At 52.0% G+C, this 20,200-nt stretch carries 16 protein-coding genes; 14 read left to right on the top strand and 2 right to left on the bottom strand.

Translation table 11 applies throughout. From position 1 onward, the window contains the following. Positions 1 to 144 precede the first annotated feature (144 nt). Together AC4QZR_RS13025 and AC4QZR_RS13020 are read right to left on the bottom strand one after the other, a co-directional pair. Positions 145 to 3,939, bottom strand: coding sequence for a PQQ-dependent sugar dehydrogenase (locus tag AC4QZR_RS13025; protein ID WP_494481306.1), 3,795 nt, complete (start codon positions 3,937 to 3,939; stop codon positions 145 to 147). Between the two features lie 488 nt (positions 3,940 to 4,427). Continuing rightward, positions 4,428 to 6,728 (bottom strand): nitric-oxide reductase large subunit, encoded by a 2,301-nt coding sequence (locus tag AC4QZR_RS13020; protein WP_494481305.1) that lies wholly within the window; start codon positions 6,726 to 6,728, stop codon positions 4,428 to 4,430. A gap of 393 nt (positions 6,729 to 7,121) precedes the next feature. On the opposite strand from AC4QZR_RS13020, the gene AC4QZR_RS13015 reads away from it, so the two are divergent. The 14 genes from AC4QZR_RS13015 (at position 7,122) to AC4QZR_RS12950 (ending at position 20,200) form a co-directional block, all read left to right on the top strand. Further along, on the top strand, positions 7,122 to 7,523 hold the full coding sequence (locus tag AC4QZR_RS13015; protein WP_494481304.1) for a cupin domain-containing protein: 402 nt from the start codon (positions 7,122 to 7,124) through the stop codon (positions 7,521 to 7,523). Positions 7,524 to 7,790: 267 nt separating this feature from the next. Further along, positions 7,791 to 8,273, top strand: coding sequence for a c-type cytochrome (locus tag AC4QZR_RS13010; protein ID WP_494481303.1), 483 nt, complete (start codon positions 7,791 to 7,793; stop codon positions 8,271 to 8,273). A gap of 30 nt (positions 8,274 to 8,303) precedes the next feature. After that, the gene (gene nosZ / locus AC4QZR_RS13005) at positions 8,304 to 10,322 is read left to right on the top strand and encodes a Sec-dependent nitrous-oxide reductase (RefSeq protein ID WP_253406300.1); all 2,019 of its coding nucleotides are present in this window, start codon (positions 8,304 to 8,306) and stop codon (positions 10,320 to 10,322) included. Between the two features lie 90 nt (positions 10,323 to 10,412). After that, positions 10,413 to 11,015, top strand: a complete 603-nt coding sequence (locus AC4QZR_RS13000; RefSeq protein WP_494481302.1) for a hypothetical protein — start codon at positions 10,413 to 10,415, stop codon at positions 11,013 to 11,015. Then, on the top strand, positions 11,012 to 11,479 hold the full coding sequence (locus AC4QZR_RS12995) for a nitrous oxide reductase accessory protein NosL (RefSeq protein WP_494481301.1): 468 nt from the start codon (positions 11,012 to 11,014) through the stop codon (positions 11,477 to 11,479). The genes AC4QZR_RS13000 and AC4QZR_RS12995 overlap by 4 nt, the downstream gene beginning before the upstream one ends. Further along, positions 11,463 to 12,761: a nitrous oxide reductase family maturation protein NosD gene (locus AC4QZR_RS12990; RefSeq protein WP_494481300.1), complete on the top strand. Its 1,299-nt coding sequence runs from the start codon at positions 11,463 to 11,465 to the stop codon at positions 12,759 to 12,761. Before AC4QZR_RS12995 ends, AC4QZR_RS12990 begins: the two co-directional genes overlap by 17 nt. Then, the gene (locus AC4QZR_RS12985) at positions 12,724 to 13,431 is read left to right on the top strand and encodes an ABC transporter ATP-binding protein (RefSeq protein ID WP_494481299.1); all 708 of its coding nucleotides are present in this window, start codon (positions 12,724 to 12,726) and stop codon (positions 13,429 to 13,431) included. The genes AC4QZR_RS12990 and AC4QZR_RS12985 overlap by 38 nt, the downstream gene beginning before the upstream one ends. Positions 13,432 to 13,434: 3 nt before the next feature. Beyond that, a complete protein-coding gene (locus tag AC4QZR_RS12980; RefSeq protein ID WP_494481298.1) occupies positions 13,435 to 14,202 on the top strand; it encodes an ABC transporter permease subunit in 768 nt (255 codons plus the stop codon). Positions 14,203 to 14,542: 340 nt separating this feature from the next. Next, on the top strand, positions 14,543 to 15,043 hold the full coding sequence (locus AC4QZR_RS12975) for a c-type cytochrome (protein ID WP_494481297.1): 501 nt from the start codon (positions 14,543 to 14,545) through the stop codon (positions 15,041 to 15,043). Between the two features lie 16 nt (positions 15,044 to 15,059). Further along, a complete protein-coding gene (gene nosZ / locus AC4QZR_RS12970; protein WP_494481296.1) occupies positions 15,060 to 17,096 on the top strand; it encodes a Sec-dependent nitrous-oxide reductase in 2,037 nt (678 codons plus the stop codon). Positions 17,097 to 17,179: 83 nt separating this feature from the next. Next, complete coding sequence (locus AC4QZR_RS12965) at positions 17,180 to 17,761, top strand: hypothetical protein (RefSeq protein WP_494481295.1); 582 nt, start codon at positions 17,180 to 17,182, stop codon at positions 17,759 to 17,761. A gap of 16 nt (positions 17,762 to 17,777) precedes the next feature. Further along, the gene (locus AC4QZR_RS12960) at positions 17,778 to 18,245 is read left to right on the top strand and encodes a nitrous oxide reductase accessory protein NosL (protein ID WP_494481294.1); all 468 of its coding nucleotides are present in this window, start codon (positions 17,778 to 17,780) and stop codon (positions 18,243 to 18,245) included. Further along, positions 18,229 to 19,557 carry a nitrous oxide reductase family maturation protein NosD gene (locus tag AC4QZR_RS12955; RefSeq protein ID WP_494481293.1) on the top strand — a complete coding sequence of 443 codons (1,329 nt, stop codon included), beginning with the start codon at positions 18,229 to 18,231 and terminating at the stop codon, positions 19,555 to 19,557. The genes AC4QZR_RS12960 and AC4QZR_RS12955 overlap by 17 nt, the downstream gene beginning before the upstream one ends. Beyond that, positions 19,490 to 20,200: an ABC transporter ATP-binding protein gene (locus AC4QZR_RS12950; protein WP_494481292.1), complete on the top strand. Its 711-nt coding sequence runs from the start codon at positions 19,490 to 19,492 to the stop codon at positions 20,198 to 20,200. The genes AC4QZR_RS12955 and AC4QZR_RS12950 overlap by 68 nt, the downstream gene beginning before the upstream one ends.

The following is a 20,200-nucleotide window of genomic DNA, read 5'->3' as shown; positions in this document are numbered from 1 at the left end:
TTGATAAGCTGAATGAGTGGTATACGTTATACCTGTGTAACTGTCGGATAGAATTACGCTAAAACTGGCTCCTATACCCTGAAAACAGAACAGCACTGCCTCCTTGGAGGACAGTGCTGTTCTGTTGTAACGATCCTTTTACGGTCAGTGTTTGGAGAGTTTTACTTTATAAGATGCGCCCTGCCGGTCAGTGCAGTACAACATGTATAGGCCCGAGTTCAGTTTAAGTGCCCCAAGGTCGAGATCCAGCCTGCCGGTGCTAACTTTTGTAGCGGTAGCTGACCTAAATACCTGCTTGCCTGCCACGTCGTAAATGCTCAGCTCCTGGACCTCAGCCATACCCTGCGGAAGCTGTAGTGTAAGCTTGTCTCTGAATGGATTCGGGTATGCGCTGATCTCCTGCCCGAGCTGTGTACCTGAAAGACCGGATACAGCCTGCGTTGCGGTGGCTGCTATACCTGACGAGCCGTAAGGCGAAAGTCTGCTACAGGGTATAGGCCTTTCCAGTGTTCCATTTGGCAATTGCCAGCCAACAGCCAGATGATCCGAACCGCCGCCCTCTAAATGCAGGGCCTCAATGTAGTAGCGCTTGCCAGCCTCCAGCGTAATCTTAACGGATTGCTGGCTCGGCGCCTTGGTCCATTCCCGTTCATAAGTCCAACCGGGCACCGAGGCGATGCGCACTTTCTGGGCCGGATTCTCCGACGTGCTCAGGTATAGCTCGGCTACATCGTCGCCGGCGATCCAGAAGGTATACTGACCGGATGCAGGAGCCGTCACATAGCCCCGAATGCGCTGGCCATAATTGGTGCCAACGTTGACAGGCGCTTCAAAAATGCCAAGTTCCGTGACGGAAGTAGGTGTGCTGTTGACCGGGACAGCGCTTACGCTCGTGCCATACACATTCATCCAGAAGTCGCGGGTGATCTTGCCGGAGGCAGTATGAGGCGTGCTGCCAAAAGGCGAAAGCCTGTTGCCAGGTATAGGACGCTCCAGGGTACCGTTCGGCAATTGCCAACCTACAGCCAGATGGTCGCCACCGCCGCCCTCCAGGTGCAGCGCTTCAACGTAATAGCGCTTTCCAGCCGCCAAAGTGATCTTAACGGATTGCTGGCTCGACGACTTGGTCCACTCCCGTTCGTTTGTCCAGCCGGGCACAGAGGCGATGCGAACCTTCTGGGCCGGGTTGTCGGTCGTGCTCAGCCACAGTTCTGCAAAATCATCGGCAGCGACCCAGAATGTATACTGCCCAGACACGGGGGCCGTGATATAACCCCGAACCCGCTGGCCATAATTGGTGCCCACATGCGAAGGTGCTTCAAAACTGGTGAGTTCGCTCACACTCGTCGGTGTGCTGCTGACAGGTATAGCAGCCACACTGGTACCGTGCACATTGGCCCAGTATTCACGTGTGATCTTACCAGTGCCAGGTGTGGTGGTGCCCGTAATGTTGAACGTGATCGGGTCAGAGGTGGAGGTGTGCCCGCCGCTGTCAGTGGCCCGGGCTGTAATGCTGTAGCTGCCTGTTGTGGTCGGTGCCCAGGTATAGCTGAAAGGCTGGGTACTCGAGCTGCCGATAACGGTGGTGCCGGCCAGGTATTCGACTTTCGTCCAGGTGCGGGTCAGGTCTGTGAAGGAGACTTTCAACTCCACATTGCTGCCGACGGCGAAAGAGGAGTTGTTGGCAGGCGAGGAAATGGCAACCGGTTTGGTCGTAGCAGTGCCACAGTCAGGGTATAGGTCCACAAAAGTCGAAGCCGACAAGCCTGCAGGGTCAGTCACTTTCAAATTGATCCGGTAGAAGTAGGTCTCGCCGTCGCAGCCCACCGGGGTAATGGTTGCAAAAGTGGCAGGGTTGGTGTCAATGGCGCCGGGATGGGTGTGGGTGTTGTGGTGAAGCACCGTTTGCCATTCGTACTTCAGCTGCGTAGCCGCATGTTCCTTGTCCGTAACGTTTGCTGCCAGTTTGTAGACGGTATTCTGCGTCATCGGGTATTTTATGCCGACGGCGGGGCTGGTGATCTGTATAGCCGGAGGCGTGTTGTTCACCGAAATGGTCAGGCTGGCGGTGGTACTGAGCCCACCAGAATCGGTCACTTTGAGCACAACCTGGTAGGAGGCCAGGCCGGACGCGTTGAAGGTATGGCTTGGATTCGCCTCGGTAGACACGGCGGTTCCGTCACCAAAATTCCACTCAAATTTGAGCGTCTGCCCTTCCGGATCGGAGGAGCCGGTGCTGCTGAACCTGAGGGTGAGCGGGCTGGGGCCATAGAGCTTGTCAACTGATGCTACGGCTTTAGGAGGCTGATTGGTGCCGGCGCCATAGCTGATTTTACGAAGCTGGGCGGCATAGTTGATGTAGTAAAGGCCTCCTGAAACAGGGTTGGTGGCGATGGCCACCACGGCGGCCCCGTTATCGACGAAGTTGCTGATCGATTTGGGGTTATCGGCCGCATCAAACGTAGAGGTTTTGATCCAGCCGCCTACATAGTCCCCAAAGAAATAGGTGTTCTTATACTGCGCCGGAAAATCACTGCCCGTGTACCATACGCCGCCCGTCACAGAGCCGCCCCCAAACTGCGGGCCCGTAACAGGGGAGCCGGCAGCGCCGATGTTCACCACCGTGGCTTCCTCCCCATTGAAGGTGCCGGTGCGGGATCCTCCCCCTTTCTGCACGTGTAGCCAGTCAAAGGCCGGACGGGCGTGCACAAACAGCCGGAAGTTAGAGGCAGGTATCGTCACGTTCCAATAATCGCAGGGGTTGCCAAAATAAGGCTGTGTCGTGCGCCTCGTCTGCAGGATGAGTTCGCGGTACAGGAAATACTGCTGCGTGCAGCTGCCTTGCCCGTAGAGCGGGTTTTGTGCTGTCTGGGTGTTGTAAACCAGCCGGTGGAAATGCCATTCCTGTTGCTCCAGCCCCTCGAAAATGGGCCAGCCAAAGTTCATACCTGGCCTGGGCGCCACGTTTATTTCCTCATAGTTATACCAGCCCACATCGCCAATGTAGAGCGTACCCGGATTGCCAGCGCCTCCCGAACCCGGTTTTATAGTGAAACGGAAAGGGTTTCGAAAGCCCAACGCCCATACCCTGGAGGCAGGGCCACGCGGATCAGCGGAATTGTAATAGGGGTTGGAGGAAAGCCCGTTGCCGGTTGCCGGGTCTATGCGCAGAATCTTACCGTTGAGCGAGTTGACCTGCTGTGCCCGGTAGGCTCCAATATTATCCCTTGCTGTGATGATGCCATCCCGGATAGCCTGCGGCACATAAGTGTCGTTCGGATTGGCCGGGTCGTAGCCCGTGTCAACGTATCCGGCAGAGCCGGCATCGCCGGTAGAAACCAATAAAGAACCGTCCTCACCGAAGACCAGTGAGCCAACCCCATGCCCCATGTAGAGGATGGGTATACCTTTGGAGATCGATTCCCCGATCAAGATCCTGCGGGTGCTCAGGTCCGTGGTTTTGCGGTTGTCGGTAGAGCGTGCAGTGTAGCGGGTCAGGCGGCCAATGGTGGCACTGTTGAAGTCATTGGCAGAGGCGCTGTAGCTGGCGGTGCCATGGTAGAGCAGGTGGTGCCGGTCGACTACGTAGAGCAAGTAGAAGTAGCCGTTGGAGTCGAAGTTGGGGTCGAGGGTAAAACCTAACAGGCCATGGTCCACCCAGTTGCCTACTTCTTCGCTGATGTCAATCAGCGGGGTGGGAAGTTTCTGACCATTCTCCACTATCCATACCTTACCGGCTTTTTCCCAGACATAGATCCGGTTCCCGTCCTTCGAAAAAGTCAGGCCTACGGCTGCATCCCAGGTACCGCCGATCTGCACATTGGTAAACCCAGAGGGTTGGGCTTGAAGCATCGTGGCGACGGGCGTGAGAAGAATCAGGTATAGGAAGATTTTAAAAAACCAGGAATTGCGATTAAATTTGGTGTAAGTGGTACGCATACACACCTGGCTACAGCTTCTGCTGAAACTGCTGAGTTTGTACTCTTCAAGCATATGGGAGAATTTAAGCTATTGTGAGAGGAGGGCAGACAAAAGCAAATGCTGTTCGTGCCGACAGCCTGAACAGAATCGGCTTACTATACCTGACTTCATGTCAAGGGTGGAGTTTACTAGCTAAGGGGCTACACTTCGTTCAGCAGAATGCCCACTACTAGCCAATATGTTTAAATAGTTTAAAAAACTATTCAAATAACCCTAATATCTACGATGTTATAGGGGGGATTGTTTCAGCTTTGGAGGATGTCCCGGCGACTTTTATTTGCTGGTTTGGCTACTAAATAAAACAACGGGTTGTTTCATGTTGGTATAGAGGTATATACCTGAAAAAAACAAGCCCTTCTACCAAAGGCAGTAGGGCTTGCAGGGTAAGGGTTTAGGTATAATAAGAGATGCTCGGAACGCTACCTTCAGGTATAGCGGAATGTAGTTTAAGATCGAGCTTGTTTCGCCGGAGTTTCCTTTTCAATCAGCGGTGTCACATCCTCGTCTTCTTCCAGAGACCAGCCGGTTTTTAGCCCGATGATAAACCAGGCTAGGGCCAACACACCACCCGCAAAGATCGTGTCACCGATCACACGCAGCCAGCGCAGGACGTTCATCGTGTCGGTCTGCATAAACTCCATGGAGCGGGCATACCATAATCCGTATTCCACACTCGCCCAGGTCTGCATCAGACCGATTGGCAGCACACTGATTAGCACCATCAGGGCAAGGCCGATGTTGATAGACCAAAACGCAAAGCTGATCACCCCGTCTTTCCAGCGACGACACTTAGAGAGTCCTTTGAGCACGAACAGCATCAAGCCGATCCCCAGCATACCGTATACCCCGAACAGAGCCGTATGAGCGTGTACCGGTGTGGTGTTAAGGCCTTGCATATAATAGAGCGCAATTGGCGGGTTGATTACGAAACCGAACACACCGGCGCCTATCAGGTTCCAGAAAGCCACCGCCACGAAAGAGTAGATCGGCCACTTGTAAGCTTTGATCCAGAGCGTGAGTTTGCTGATTTGCAGGTTATGGTAGGCTTCAAATCCGATGAGCACTAGCGGCACTACTTCGAGTGCACTAAAGGTCGCACCTAGGGCCATTACTGCAGTCGGCGTGCCGCTGAAGTACAAGTGGTGGAAAGTGCCCAGTATACCGCCGAACAGGAAAATGATGGTTGAGAACAGCACTGTAGACGTTGCTATTTTGGTGTCAAGCAAGCCCATGCGCACGAACAGGAAGGCGATCACTACGGTAGCGAACACTTCGAAGAAGCCCTCTACCCACAGGTGCACCACCCACCAGCGCCAGTACTCGGCAATAGCCAGGTTGGTATGCTGCCCCCACATCAGGCCAGAGGCGTAGAAGATGGCAATGGCAGCAGATGAGATCAGGAACATACCCAGCAGGTGGCGTCCCTCTACATCATTACGGAAGGCAGGCAGTATGGCACGTACCATCAGGCCCAGCCACAGGAACAAGCCCACCAGCAGGAAGATCTGCCAGAAGCGGCCAAGGTCCACATACTCGTAGCCCTGGTGACCGAACCAGAAGTTTTCAGTATAGCCCAGTTTCTGCATGATGCCATACCACTGACCAGCCAGCGAACCAGCCACAATAATGAGCAGGCAAACGAACAGGAAGTTCACACCCAGTTTCTGGAATTTAGGCTCGTGGCCCGACACGGCAGGAGCGATGTACAGACCAGTAGCCAGCCAGGAAGTAGCGATCCAGAAGATGGCCAGCTGCACGTGCCAGGTGCGGGTGATGGAGTAAGGGAGGTACTCTGCCAGCGGGAAGCCATAGAGCGCCTGCCCTTCCACACCGTAGTGCGCCGATACAACCCCGAGCGTCACCTGTACCAGAATCAAAGCAGTTACGATCCAGAAGTACTTCAGCGTCGCCCTCATAGAAGGTGTAGCTGTCAAACCCAACAGGGGATCTTGTTTCGGCAGTTTGGAGTGGTCAATTTCCTCCTCGCGGTTGGAAGCATAGTAGTAAGCCAGCATACCTACCCCTGCAATCAGGATGATCACCGAAAAACCGGTCCAGATGATGAGGTCGGAGCTGGGCTCATTGGCTACCAGTTTCTCGGCAGGCCAGTTGTTAGTGTAGGTTATTTTTTTGCCCGGACGTTCGGTCACGCAGGCCCATGAAGTCCAGAAGAAGAAGGTGTTGAGCTTCTCCATACGCACCGGGTCTTCCACGGTGTTATTCTTCATGGCATAGGCGTCGCGGTGCTTGGCCAGCGCCGGATCGTTCATAAACAAACCAGTGTAGTGTTTGCCTACCTCTGCAATTGCCTCGGCACGCAAATCCGACACGGTCAGTATACCTGTCTCGGGGTCGTACGTGTTGGCGCGGATGTGCTTCTGCAGTCGGGCTTCGAGCATGGCTTTTGTTTCTTCGTCCAGCTCGTCATACAGCACGCCTTTTTCCTGCTGAGCCCAGTAATCCAGGAAGTACATGGCCTCCTTGTGCAGCCAGTCGGCACTCCAGTCAGGTGCAATGTAGGCGCCGTGTCCCCAGATTGATCCTAATTGTTGCCCGCCCGTCGACTGCCAGACATTCTGCCCGTCTTTAATATCATCTCCTGTGAACAGGACTTTTCCGGAAGTGGTGACCACCTTGACAGGTATAGGTGGAGCCTCTCTGTAAATCTCGATACCGTAGTATCCGAGAACGGCGAAGGAGCCGACAATCACGGCAATGAACCCCAGCCATAGGTTTCTGTATTTCATAAAGGGTAAAAATTTGAGTGGTTTATGTAGAGTGAAAATTGCAATTCAAGGACTGTAGCTTGCATAGTCGTATTTTTTGATAGCTCTCCAGCGATATAGGCTCCATCAGATTTATATTCGACCATGTCCTGCCTGCTCAGCGGCTGCACCAGCACACACATTATAATAGCAAGTCATTTCATGGCATTTTCAATTCTTTTGTTTTCGAACTGCTGCAAAGGTCATACAGGGTTATAAGGAGAAAAATGACATAGGTCACTAATAAAAGAGACTAAGGTCTTCTATTGTTTTGCAGCTCAGTAATACCTTTGTACAAGTGTTACGGCTATGTTAAATCCCTATACCTAGAGCGAGGTTATTTCTATATATAGTATTTTATATATACATTGAGATATGAATGAAACTGACAAGTCACAGCAATCCGACAGCCCTCAGGACAGTGGGACTGACAAAACTTTATTCACCACAGATCTTAAAACCCTGGCGCACGAGCTGAAGGGGGAGGAGAACTGGCAGAAAATCGGGCGGGGGTCCAGGACGATCTTTAAGTTCGAAACATTGCGCATCGTGTTGAACGTGATGCAGGCGGGCTCTGAAATAAAACCGCACCAGGCACCGGGACCCATCAGTGTGCAGGTAATCGAAGGCCGGATCAGATTCATCACAGAAGAGCAGGCGGTGGAACTGGCAAAAGGGCAAATGCTAACGCTGCAGGCACATGTGCGACACAGCGTCGAGGCACTGGAAGAGGCAGCTTTTCTACTGACCGTTTCTCCGCTTCCCTCCAAAGCTTAGCCAACTTGAGTATCAGCGTTAAAAGAATTCAAAGCTGCACGTGTATTTTTTATATACAGAAGCGAAAAAGATGACGAAGGTCACTATTAAAAGAGATAAAGGTCTTTTAATAAAAAACACGCTGATAATACCTTTGTATTGTAAATGAAAGCCAAATAGTACCCAGTAAAGAGGAGTTCAGCGCCTAAAAAACATCAAAACAGGATCTGATCCTCACAGTGCAAAACAGTTAAAACCATGAAACCCAAAAAACAAAAAACAACAATCATGAAATCGATCAAATCCGCTGCTTTACTTTTCCTTGCTGCTCTGGTATTCTACAGCTGCTCATCTGACAACACCGCCACCACCGAAACAACACCGGAATCAGGTCTGGCCCATCAGGCACCCGCAGCCCCGGTAGAAGATGACGGAAAAGGTATAGGCCCCATCACATCAGTTGAAGTTGGAGCAGAAATAGACCAGGCTTTGGCTGCTGAGGGTAAATCCATTTTCGAAGGCAAGTGTTCTGCCTGTCACCAATTGTCTGATCAGAAGATCGTAGGTCCGGGCTTGCTTGGAGTAACAGAAAAGCGCAAGCCGGAGTGGATCATGAACATGATCATCAACCCGGAGGAGATGACCAAGAAGGACCCTGCTGCTAAAAAACTGCTGGCTGAGCACTTAACGCAAATGACCAACCAGAACATTAACGAGACGGATGCCAGAGCTTTGCTTGAATTCCTGCGTCAGAACGACACAAATTCTTAATCAAAAAAAACAGCAAAAACCATAACCACGATGAAATCATTATTCACCACCATCAAAAAAGCGGCTCCTGCTGCGGCCTTTACGCTGGCACTGGCCGGCGGTGCGGTACTGCAGGGTTGCAGCAGCGGACCTGGCGAAGGTAGTGCTACGGCTGCAGGTGTTGCCTCAGACGCTGCGCAGGCAGTGTATGTAGCACCGGGCAAGCATGACGAGTACTACTCTTTCCTGTCTGGCGGTTTCAACGGACAAATGTCTGTGTACGGACTTCCTTCCGGCCGACTACTGAAGATCATCCCGGTGTTCACGCAGCACGGTGAGAACGGCTACGGCTACAACGAAGAGTCGAAAGCCATGCTCAACACTTCACACGGTTTCGTGCCTTGGGACGACCTGCACCACCCGAAACTGTCCCGCACAAACGGTATGACAGACGGTCGCTGGCTGTTCGCCAACGGTAACAACACCCCGCGTGTAGCCCGTGTCGACCTGTCTACTTTCGAGACTGTAGAGATCATGGAGATTCCGAACTCTGCCGGTAACCACTGCTCGCCATATCCAACTGATAACAACGAGTACGTGATTGCAGGTACACGCTTCTCTGTGCCACTCGACATGAAAGGCGGTACAGCTGACGTGAGCATGGACGAGTACAAGGACAAGTTCCGAGGCTCTATCTCCTTCATCAAAGTTGACCAGGAGAAAGGCGACATGGAGCTCGACTTCCAGATTCTGGTACCAGGCTTCGACTACGACCTGGCCAACGGTGGCAAAGGCCCGTCTTCTGACTGGGTGTTCTTCACCACTTATAACACAGAACGTGCAGGTTCTCTGAAGGAGCTTGGTGCATCGCAGAACGACCGCGACTACCTGGCTGCTGTGAACTGGAAACTGGCTGCCAAGTATGCCGCAGAAGGCAAGGCGAAGGAAATGCCAGCGTACTACTACCACAACAAAATGGACAAGGATACACACATCGCCAAGTCTACTATCAAGAAGACAGTGCGCTACCTGCTTCCGGAAGACTGCCCGGGCATGATGTACCTGATCCCTGCGCCTAAGTCACCACACGGCATCGACGTGGACCCAAGCGGTGAGCACATGGTAGTGAGCGGTAAACTGGCTGCGACTATACCTGTATTCTCTTTCTCTAAAATGCAGAAGGCAATTGAAGACAAGGCTTTTGACGGTGAGATCAACGGTATCCCAGTGTTCAAATACGAGTCTGTGCTGAAAGCAGAAGTGCCGGAGCCAGGTCTTGGACCATTGCACACCGAGTTTGACGGAAAAGGCAACGCCTATACCTCTATGTTCGTGTCTTCTGAAGTAGTGAAATGGAAACTGAGCGACTTCACTGTAGTAGACAGAATGCCGGTTTACTACTCAGTTGGTCACTTGATGATCCCTGGTGGTGATACGCACACACCGGATGGCAAATACCTGGTAGCAATGAACAAGATCACCAAAGACCGCTACCTGCCAACTGGTCCTGAACTGTCGCACTCTGCTCAGTTGATCGATATCAGCGGCGAGAAAATGCGCATGCTCCTTGACTTCCCGACCGTAGCTGAACCGCACTACGCACAGGCTATCAAAGCTGAAAAAGTAGCGCCTAACAGTGTGAAATTCTACGACCTGGCCAAGAACAAGCACCCACATGCGGTGAAGAAAGAAGCTGATGCCAGCGTGACCCGCGAAGGCAACGTAGTGAGAGTGAAAATGACGGCCATCCGCAGCCACATGACTCCGGACAACATCGAGGGTGTGCAGGTAGGCGACACCGTACTCTTCCACGTGACCAACCTCGAGCAGGACTGGGACGTACCGCACGGATTCGCAGTGATGGGCGCCAACACAGCCGAAACCCTGATCATGCCGGGCGCAACACAAACCCTGCGCTGGGTACCGAAGAAAGCTGGTGTGTTCCCATTCTACTGCACCGACTTCTGTTCTGCACTCCACCAGGAAATGCAAGGCTACATCAGAGTATCTCCTAAAGGCTCTCCTGTACCGATTTCCTTCTCAACAGGCAAAAAGAAGCCTGCCGCTTAACCTAAAGGTATAAGCCGGGCAATACAAAAGCGGAGGTTGCCCAAAGCAGCCTCCGCTTAATTTTTAATTTTCACCTTAAAATACACAAGGATGAAAGCTTACCTCAAAGTGCTGATGATGATAGCCTCGCTGTCTCTCGGTTTATTATTTCTCTTTCCGATGTGGAAGATCTACCTGCTGGCTCCCCAGTATCCCGAGGGACTGGAGATGCACATCTGGGTAAACAAAATTTCAGGTGATACGGACGGAGCGCTCCAGAACTTCAATATTCTAAACCACTACATTGGTATGGAGCCAATCCACGCCGACTCGTTCGCCGAACTCAAAATTATGCCTTATATCGTCATTTTCTTTATGGTGACAGGTATACTGGTAGCCCTGCTGGGCAAAAGAAAACTGGTGCTTTCCTGGGTTGTGCTGCTGATGATAAGCGGTGCCGTAGGTATAGCCGACTTCTACTTGTGGCTCAATAAATTCGGCACCAACCTCGACCCGACTGCCCCTATCAAGGTACCGGGTATGACATACGTGCCGCCACTGCTCGGAAGCAAAACGCTGCTCAACTTCGACGCGCTCTCGCTGCCTGCCTGGGGTAGTTTAGGCATAGGGCTGGCAATATTGCTGGGCGGTCTGGTGTACTTCTTCAGCCGCAGTACGGCTAAAGTGAAAACAGCCAAGAAAGTGATGGCATGAAATCTCTTCACCTATACATGAGTTGCATGGTGCTGTTGTTTGTGCTCCTGCTGGCAGGATGCCAGGTAGAGCCACAACCTATAGCCTACGGTGAGGTGAATTGTGCCCACTGCCAGATGACGGTGTCGGACAACAGGTATGGCGCAGAGATGATCAATGACAAAGGCAAACCGTTTTACTTCGACTCAGCCGAGTGCCTGGCCCTATACCTGGATCAGAACCCGGATCAGGCAGTAAAAGCGGCCTACGTGCTGGTTAAAGATTTCACTAAACCCGGTGAACTGATGAATGCCCGTAGTGCCAGTTTTATACAGAGCCAAGAGCTCCCAAGCCCGATGGGCATGTACCTGACGGCCGTGGCAGATGAAGCCACAGCTACCATAATGCAACAGGAAGTAGGCGGTCGCCTGCTGAACTGGGAACAGGCCATGACAGCCGTTAAGAACAATGAAAAACCTGAGTAAATATCTAATAGTTTGCACCGCATATGCTTTGGTGTGCCTGCTGGGAAGCCCTGCTGCTTTCGGCGACACACTAAAGGTATGCACCACCTGCGAGTACCACTCCGTGAAAGAAGCCGTGAGCCAGGCGAAAGCCGGCGACATTGTGCTTGTGGATGGAGGCGTGTACAAGGAGTCAGGTATAGAGATCACCCAGCCCATCAGTCTGATCGGGCGCAATAACCCCGTGATCGATGGCCAGAACAGCGGTCAGATCATTACCATCAAATCTTCCAACGTGAAACTGGAAGGCTTTACAGTGCAAAACGTGGCCGTGAGCTACATGCGCGACGACGCTGCCATCCGGGTGGCAGACCGCCAAAACATCCAGATACTGAACAACACGGTGCTCAACACTTACTTTGGCATATACCTGCAGAACGCCGACAACAGCGTGGTGAGAGGCAATGTAGTGAAAGGGGAGAACACCGGAAAGATAGAATCATCGCTGGGCAATGCCATACACGTGTGGCGCACCGAAGGTGCTGAGATTAGTAACAACAGGGTAGAAGGGCACCGCGACGGCATCTATTTTGAGTACGTAACCAACAGCCAGGTGCACAGCAACATCAGTGAGCGTAACAACCGTTATGGGCTGCACTTTATGTTCTCGGATGGCAACGTGTATACCCAAAATATTTTCCGGAAAAACGGGGCAGGTGTGGCCGTAATGTATACCCGTAACATCCGGATGGAGCACAACACATTTGAAGATAACTGGGGGGCAGCCGCCTACGGACTGCTGCTGAAGGATATCTCGCAAAGTGTAATTCTAAACAACACGTTCCGCAGAAACACCACCGGCATTTACATGGAAAGCTCCAGCCGGCTCGACATCACCAGCAACGACTTTGACCGCAACGGTTGGGCCATACGCCTGCTGTCGAGCTGCATTCAGGATACCTTCCGGCTCAACAACTTTACCGGCAACTCTTTTGATGTGAGCACCAACGGCAGCCCCACCATGAACCTGTTCGAGAACAACTACTGGGACAAATACAGTGGCTACGACCTTGACAAAGACAAAACAGGGGATGTGCCCTACCGGCCGGTGAGTCTGTACTCCATGCTGGTAGAGCGGGTGCCGCCCTCCGTGATGTTCTTGCGCAGTTTTATGGTAGACCTGATGGATAGTATTGAGCGGGTGCTGCCGAGTTTTATACCTGAGACACTGGTCGATGACCGACCTCAAATGAAGAAAATAGATCATGATAGCGATAGAAAACTTGTCCAAAACCTACGGTAAGCTGAAGGTGCTCGATAACCTGAGCGTGAACTTTGATGGTGGCCGGGTAGTATCCATTATCGGTCCGAACGGCGCAGGCAAAACCACCATGAGCAAGTGCATCCTGGGCATGGTGCTGCCTGACAGCGGCGATATCAAATTTAACGGGGAGAGCGTGCTGAATAAGTTCGCCTACCGCAGCCACATCGGGTATATGCCCCAGATCGGCAAGTATCCGGAAAATATGAAGATCCGCCAGGTGATCGAGATGGTGCGCGACATCCGCAAAGACGCCACCGTGATTGATGAAGAACTGATTGGCCTATATGGCCTCCAAAATATGTATGACAAAAGAATGGGCTCCCTGTCGGGCGGCACGAAGCAGAAAGTGAGTGCGGCACTGGCCTTCATGTTCGACCCGCAGGTGCTTATTCTCGACGAACCAACCGCCGGCCTTGATCCGATCTCGGCGGAAATACTTAAATGTAAGATCCTGAAAGAAAAGAAAAAGGGCAAGCTCATCCTGATCACCTCGCACATTATGAGCGAAGTGGAGGAAGTGGCCGACGAGGTGATGTGCCTGATGGACGGCACTGTGAAATTCCACGACACGATCTCCGGTATCAAGCAGAACACCAACGAGGAGCGCCTGAGCCGTGCCATTGCCAAAATTATGAATGAGGAGGACTAGACCATGAACAAGATCATCAAGTACGTACTGTATGACATTTTGCGCAGCAAGATCGTTGTGGCTTATACCTTGTTCCTGCTGCTGCTCTCCATTGGCCTCTTCAACCTGGGCGGCAGCCCCGACAAAGGCCTCTTGAGTTTGCTGAACCTGGTGCTGCTAACTGTGCCGCTGATCAGCATCGTCTTCGCCACCACCCACTTCTACAACTCCTACGAGTTCATGGAGCTTTTGGTCTCCCAGCCCATCCGGCGCAGCAAGATCTTTCTGAGCGAGTACCTGGGCGTGTCCCTCTCGCTCTCTGCCGCCTTTCTGATCGGGGTCGGTATACCGGTGCTCTTGTTCGCGCCAGGGGCCACGGGTTTATACCTGGTGTTGACGGGTCTCTTCATCACCTTCATCTTCGTGGCCCTGGCTTTCCTGGCTTCGGTGATCACCCGCGACAAAGCCAAAGGCATCGGCATTGCGCTTATGCTCTGGTTCTACTTTGCCCTGATCTACGACGGCATTGTGCTCTTTATCCTCTACTCCTTTGGCGACTACCCGCTTGAGTACGCCACCCTGGCGCTGACGGCGTTGAATCCGGTGGACCTGGGCAGGGTGATGGTGCTGCTCAACCTGGACGTCTCAGCCATGATGGGCTACACGGGCGCGTTGTACAAGAGCATCTTCGGCAGTGGCTGGGGCGTGGGCATCGCCTTTCTGGTGCTCGTGCTCTGGGTAATGGTGCCCCTGCTGGTCTCCAGAAGGGCCTTTACCAGAAGAGATTTGTAGTATGGGAAAAACCCCCTTTGCTACAGCATAAAAATCGAAAGTGTTTGTGTGTTAAAGAGCGCAGGTCGAAAGGCCTGCGCTCTTTTGCGTTTTAGCCAAAGCCTTTTTTCGACTGATTAGAGAGTTATTCTACTTCCGGATTTCCGCTTCGGGAGTCAGGGAAAAGTATTAAAAATTAAGCAGATGGAACGTGTGGGAAGGGCATGGGAAACACCCCCAAAATAAACCGTAAACACTATAGTGCGTACACATTCGCAGTAATGCATAATAGTAATCCAACTAAACCATCAAAACTATGACAAATCAGTCTAATTCATTAAACAAATTACTACGAGATCAATTGCCCAGATCTATCAGGTATGGCGTTGTGGCCCTTTTTTGTGGCTCTTTGCTTTTTAGTTGTTCATCAGGTGATAATGAAAAAAATGCAACTGAGTCTCAGGAGCAGACCGGGCTGGCACACCAGCAGGAGCAGGCCCCTGTAGAGGATGATGGCAAAGGTATAGGACCTGTTTCTTCTATAGAAGTAAGCGAGAACATTGATGATGCCCTGGCTGCTGAGGGTAAGACAATATTTGAAGGGAAATGTTCAGCCTGCCACCAGCTCACGGACCAGAAAATTGTTGGCCCGGGCTTGTTGGGGGTAACAGAAAAGCGCAAGCCGGAATGGATCATGAACATGGTGATCAACCCGGAGGAAATGACCAAGAAAGACCCTACCGCCAAGAAACTATTGGCTGAGCACCTGACGCAAATGACCAACCAGAACATTAACGAGACGGACGCACGCGCTATACTCGAGTTCTTAAGACAAAATGACCTCCAGGCACAAGGAAAATAATTAAACCCTAAAGAACATGAAAGTACTTAACCGCAATTTAAAAAAGATAGCACCCAGGATCGGCGTCTTGTTTACGCTGATGGCGGGTGTGGTACTGCAGGGATGTGGAGGAGGGGAAGGAGGTCAGAAATCAGATGTAGTGGACTCTGAGGCCTCGGCTGCAGTTTATGTTCCACCTGGACAGCATGATGAATACTACTCTTTCCTTTCCGGAGGTTTCAACGGGCAGGTATCGGTATATGGCCTCCCTTCCGGCAGACTGCTCAAAGTGATTCCTGTTTTCTCGCAATTCGCTGAAAACGGCTACGGCTATAACGAGGAAACCAAACCAATGCTGATGACCTCTCACGGTTTCGTGCCCTGGGATGACCTGCACCACCCGAAACTGTCGCGCACTGATGGTACGGCGGATGGCAAGTTCCTGTATGTGAACGGCAACAACACACCCCGTGTGGCAAAAGTGGATCTGACTACTTTTGAAACAGTGGAAATCATGGAGATACCGAACTCTGCCGGTAACCACTGCTCGCCATACCCAACCAACAACAACGAATACATTCTGGCAGGTACCCGCTTCTCAGTTCCCCTGGATCTGGAAAAAGGTGGCATAGGTGATGCAAGCCTGGAGGAGTATAAAGATAAGTTCCGCGGCTCTATCTCTTTCATTAAAACAAATGAAGAGGATGGCCACATGGAGCTGGACTTCCAGGTGCTGGTGCCTGGCTTTGACTATGACCTGGCAAACGGTGGAAAAGGCCCTTCTGAGGACTGGGTGTTCTTCACCACTTATAACACCGAAAGGGCGCGCACTCTGAAAGAACTGGGCGCCTCGCAGAACGACCGCGACTACCTGGCTGCCATTAACTGGAAACTGGCTGCCAAGTATGCCGCAGAGGGCAAGACGCATGAAATGCCAGCCAATTATTACCATAACACGATGGACCATGGTTCGCACCAGGCTAAATCTAATGTTATTAAAAAGGTTCGTTACCTGCTGCCAGAAGAATGCCCGGGCATGATGTATCTGATCCCGGCACCTAAGTCGCCGCACGGCATTGACGTGGACCCAACTGGGGAGTACATGGTAGTGAATGGCAAGCTGGCTTCGTCATTGCCAGTATTCTCTTTCTCTAAAATGCAGAAAGCCATCGAAAACAAGGATTTTGACGGCGAGGTGAATGGTATTCCGGTATTCAAGTACGAGTCTGTACTATATGGCGAGGTAAAAGAGCCGGGTCTGGGACCATTGCACACCGAGTTCGACAACAAAGGCAATGGTTACTCTACCATGTTCGTGTCGTCGGAAGTGGTGAAATGGAATGTAAAAGACCTGCAGGTATTGGATAGAATTCCGGTTTATTACTCACCGGGACACCTGATGATTCCGGGTGGCGATACCAAGGAGCCAAACGGCAAATACCTGGTGGTGATGAACAAGATCACCAAAGACCGCTACCTGCCGACCGGGCCAGAACTGGTGCATGCTGCCCAACTGATCGACATCAGCGGTGATAAAATGAGGCTGCTCCTCGACTTCCCGACCCTGGCAGAACCTCATTACGCGCAGGCTATAGAGGCAGATAAAGTGGCTCCGAACAGCGTCAAGTTCTTCAAGCTCGGTGAGAACACCCACCCGGATGCCGTGAAAAAAGAGTCTGACGTGAGTGTGACGCGCAACGGCAAGACAGTGAAAATTAACATGACTTCCATCCGAAGCCACTTTACCCCAGACAACATCGAAGGTGTGCAGGTGGGTGACACTGTACTCTTCCACGTGACCAACCTGGAGCAGGACTGGGACGTGCCGCATGGCTTCGCCGTGATGGGCGCCAACAACTCCGAGACGTTGATCATGCCGGGCGCCACACAGTCGCTACGTTGGGTGCCTAAACAGCCAGGCATATATCCTTTCTACTGTACGGACTTCTGTTCAGCTCTCCACCAGGAGATGCAGGGCTACGTGCGGGTGTCGCCAAGAGGATCTAACCCTGCTATTAAGTTCTCGACTGGCGAGAAACGACCGGTTCCGCCGGCCCAGGCAAGTGTTAATTAAGATTAGCTGATTGTGAAGGACAGCGGAGTTTGTTAAAACCAGGCTTCGCTGTCTTTTTATATCCCCAAACTAAACAGTAAGCGATGCGCATATACCTGAGAATAATGATGGTAGTGGCAGCTTTGTCACTTGGTACACTGTTTTTCCTTCCGATGTGGAAGATATACCTGGAGGCGCCGCAATATCCCGAGGGATTGGAGCTGCACATCTGGATAGACAAACTGGGCGGTAGTTCGGAGAGCGTGCTGCAGAATTTCAACATCCTGAATCACTACATCGGGATGAGGCCGATACATGCCGAATCATTTGCCGAGCTGAAGTATATGCCCTATATTGTCATATTCTTTATGGTGACGGGCGTGCTTGTGGGATTACTCGGTAAACGAAAGCTGGTGCTTGTATGGGTAGTGGTGCTGGCCATAGCGGGTGCTGCCGGCATCGCCGATTTCTACCTCTGGCTGCACAGGTTCGGCACCAACCTCGACCCGACTGCTCCCATCAAAGTACCAGGCATGACGTATATTCCGCCTTTGTTGGGCCACAAAGCACTCCTCAACTTCAATGCGCTCTCACTGCCTGCCTGGGGGAGCATAGGCATCTTCCTGGCTCTCGTCATAGGCGGACTCGTATACCTATTAAGCAAGCGTAAAATCAATTCCACTTAACCCGAAAACCTTCGACATGTTACACAAACCCACCCTTTACACACTGAGCCTCCTCTTCTTACTAATCGGAGCGGCGGGCTGCTCAGTGGAGCCAAAACCTGTGCCCTATGGTGAGGCCAATTGCACCCATTGCCAGATGACCGTGTCTGATAACCGGTATGGCGCTGAGCTGGTCAACGACAAAGGCAAGGCTTTTTACTTCGACGCGGCCGAGTGCCTGGCTTCCTATACCTTGGAACATCCTGAAATAAGCGACAAAGCAGCCTATCTGCTGGTAACAGACTTTGCCAACCCGAATACACTGATTGAGGTCGACAAGGCGCATTTCCTGCAAAGCGCAGAGTTGCCCAGCCCGATGGGCATGTTCCTGACCGCTGTGGCGGACGAGGCAACGGCCAACAAGATGCAACAGGAGTATGGAGGCCGCCTGCTGAACTGGGAGGAGGTTAAACAAGCTGTGAGAAATAATGAGAAACCCGAGTAAACATATCATCATCTGGACGGCATGCGCCTTTGTGCTGCTGCTGACAAGCCTGCAGGCTGTCGGCGGCACGCTAAAGGTATGCACCACCTGCGAGTACCGCTCCGTGAAAGAGGCCGTCAGCAAAGCCAAAGCCGGCGATGTGGTGCTCGTGGACGGTGGCACGTACAAAGAGTCAGGTATAACGATCACCCAGCCCATCCGCCTGATCGGGCAAAACAACCCGGTAATAGACGGCAATAACAGCGGCCAGATCATTACGGTGGCTTCTGACAACGTCACCATTCAGGGCTTCACGCTGCAAAACGTGGCCACCAGCTATACCCGCGATGATGCGGCTATCCGGGTCAAGCAGCAGAACAACATCCAGATACTGAACAATACCATCCTGAAGACCTACTTCGGGATATACCTGCAGTACGCAGACAGCATCATCATCAAAGACAACGTGATAAAAGGGGAGAACCTGGGCAGGACGGAATCCTCGCTCGGCAACGCCATTCACCTGTACTACACCGACGACGTGCAGATTATCGGGAATGATGTGCAGGGCCACCGGGACGGCATCTACCTCGAGACAGTGAAGAACAGCAAGGTGGTGCGTAACATCAGTCACCAGAACATGCGCTATGGCCTGCACTTTATGTTTTCAGATAACAACGTGTACACTCATAACACCTTCCAGAAGAACGGGGCTGGCGTGGCCGTGATGTATACCACCAACGTTCACATGGAGTATAACACCTTCGAGGACAACTGGGGCGCCGCCTCCTACGGACTACTCCTGAAAGAAATAAACAACAGTTTCATCCATAACAACATTTTCCGGCGCAACACCACCGGTATACACATGGAAAGCTCCAGCCGCCTGGATTTCAAAAACAATGATTTCGAGCGCAACGGCTGGGCGATTAAATTGATGACCACGTGCATAGACGATACTTTTCGACTGAACAATTTTACCGGAAACTCTTTTGACATCAGCACCAACGGGAATGCGCAGCATAACTACTTTGAGCACAACTACTGGGACAAATACACGGGCTATGACCTGGATAAAGACGGTGTAGGCGATGTGCCCTACCGGCCGGTGAGTCTGTACTCCATGCTGGTGGAGCAGGTGCCGCCTTCCATCATGTTCATGCGCAGCTTTATGGTAGACCTGCTGGACAACATGGAAAAAGTAATGCCAAGTATCATTCCCCAAACCCTGGTGGACGAAAAGCCCTTAATGAAGAAGATAGATCATGATAACAATAGAGAATTTGTACAAGTCCTACGGCAAACTGCAAGTGCTCCGTGGCGTGAGCGTTGAGCTCGAAGAAGGTAAAGTGATATCGATCATAGGCCCGAACGGCGCAGGCAAAACCACCATGAGCAAGTGCATCCTGGGCATGGTGCTGCCTGACAGCGGCGATATTAAAATTAACGGAGAGAGTGTTCTCAAAAAACACCTCTACCGCAGCCAGATCGGGTACATGCCCCAGATCGGCAAGTACCCCGAGAACATGAAGATCCGGCAGGTGATCGAGATGGTGCGCGACATCCGCAAGAAGGCCGCCGTTGACGAAGAACTAATCGGTTTGTACAGGCTGGAAGAAATGTACGACAAAAGAATGGGCTCCCTGTCGGGCGGCACTAAGCAGAAAGTGAGTGCGGCACTGGCTTTCCTCTTCGACCCGCAGATCCTGATTCTCGATGAACCAACTGCCGGCCTCGACCCGATCTCGGCCGAGATCCTGAAAGGCAAAATCCTGAAAGAGAAAAAGAAAGGAAAGCTGGTGCTCATCACCTCTCACGTGATGAGCGAGATTGAGGAAGTAGCTGACGAGATACTCTGCCTGGTAGACGGCAATGTGATGTTCTATGAAACTATTTCTGACCTGAAAGCGCAAACGCAGGAAACGCGCCTCAGCCGTGCGGTCGCTAAAATCATGAACGAAGGGAGGATGATATAA

It is taken from the genome of Pontibacter sp. YIM B11418 (genome assembly GCF_059278805.1).
This window is presented reverse-complemented; position numbering and strand designations above follow the sequence as displayed.

Excerpts from the sequence above, each read along its gene's own strand:
- AC4QZR_RS13025 (WP_494481306.1), bottom strand. The coding sequence starts at position 3,939 with ATGCGTACCACTTACACCAAATTTAATCGCAATTCCTGGTTTTTTAAA.
- AC4QZR_RS13020 (WP_494481305.1), bottom strand. The coding sequence starts at position 6,728 with ATGAAATACAGAAACCTATGGCTGGGGTTCATTGCCGTGATTGTCGGC.
- AC4QZR_RS13015 (WP_494481304.1), top strand. The coding sequence starts at position 7,122 with ATGAATGAAACTGACAAGTCACAGCAATCCGACAGCCCTCAGGACAGT.
- AC4QZR_RS13010 (WP_494481303.1), top strand. The coding sequence starts at position 7,791 with ATGAAATCGATCAAATCCGCTGCTTTACTTTTCCTTGCTGCTCTGGTA.
- nosZ (WP_253406300.1), top strand. The coding sequence starts at position 8,304 with ATGAAATCATTATTCACCACCATCAAAAAAGCGGCTCCTGCTGCGGCC.
- AC4QZR_RS13000 (WP_494481302.1), top strand. The coding sequence starts at position 10,413 with ATGAAAGCTTACCTCAAAGTGCTGATGATGATAGCCTCGCTGTCTCTC.
- AC4QZR_RS12995 (WP_494481301.1), top strand. The coding sequence starts at position 11,012 with ATGAAATCTCTTCACCTATACATGAGTTGCATGGTGCTGTTGTTTGTG.
- AC4QZR_RS12990 (WP_494481300.1), top strand. The coding sequence starts at position 11,463 with ATGAAAAACCTGAGTAAATATCTAATAGTTTGCACCGCATATGCTTTG.
- AC4QZR_RS12985 (WP_494481299.1), top strand. The coding sequence starts at position 12,724 with ATGATAGCGATAGAAAACTTGTCCAAAACCTACGGTAAGCTGAAGGTG.
- AC4QZR_RS12980 (WP_494481298.1), top strand. The coding sequence starts at position 13,435 with ATGAACAAGATCATCAAGTACGTACTGTATGACATTTTGCGCAGCAAG.
- nosZ (WP_494481296.1), top strand. The coding sequence starts at position 15,060 with ATGAAAGTACTTAACCGCAATTTAAAAAAGATAGCACCCAGGATCGGC.
- AC4QZR_RS12965 (WP_494481295.1), top strand. The coding sequence starts at position 17,180 with ATGCGCATATACCTGAGAATAATGATGGTAGTGGCAGCTTTGTCACTT.
- AC4QZR_RS12960 (WP_494481294.1), top strand. The coding sequence starts at position 17,778 with ATGTTACACAAACCCACCCTTTACACACTGAGCCTCCTCTTCTTACTA.
- AC4QZR_RS12955 (WP_494481293.1), top strand. The coding sequence starts at position 18,229 with ATGAGAAACCCGAGTAAACATATCATCATCTGGACGGCATGCGCCTTT.
- AC4QZR_RS12950 (WP_494481292.1), top strand. The coding sequence starts at position 19,490 with ATGATAACAATAGAGAATTTGTACAAGTCCTACGGCAAACTGCAAGTG.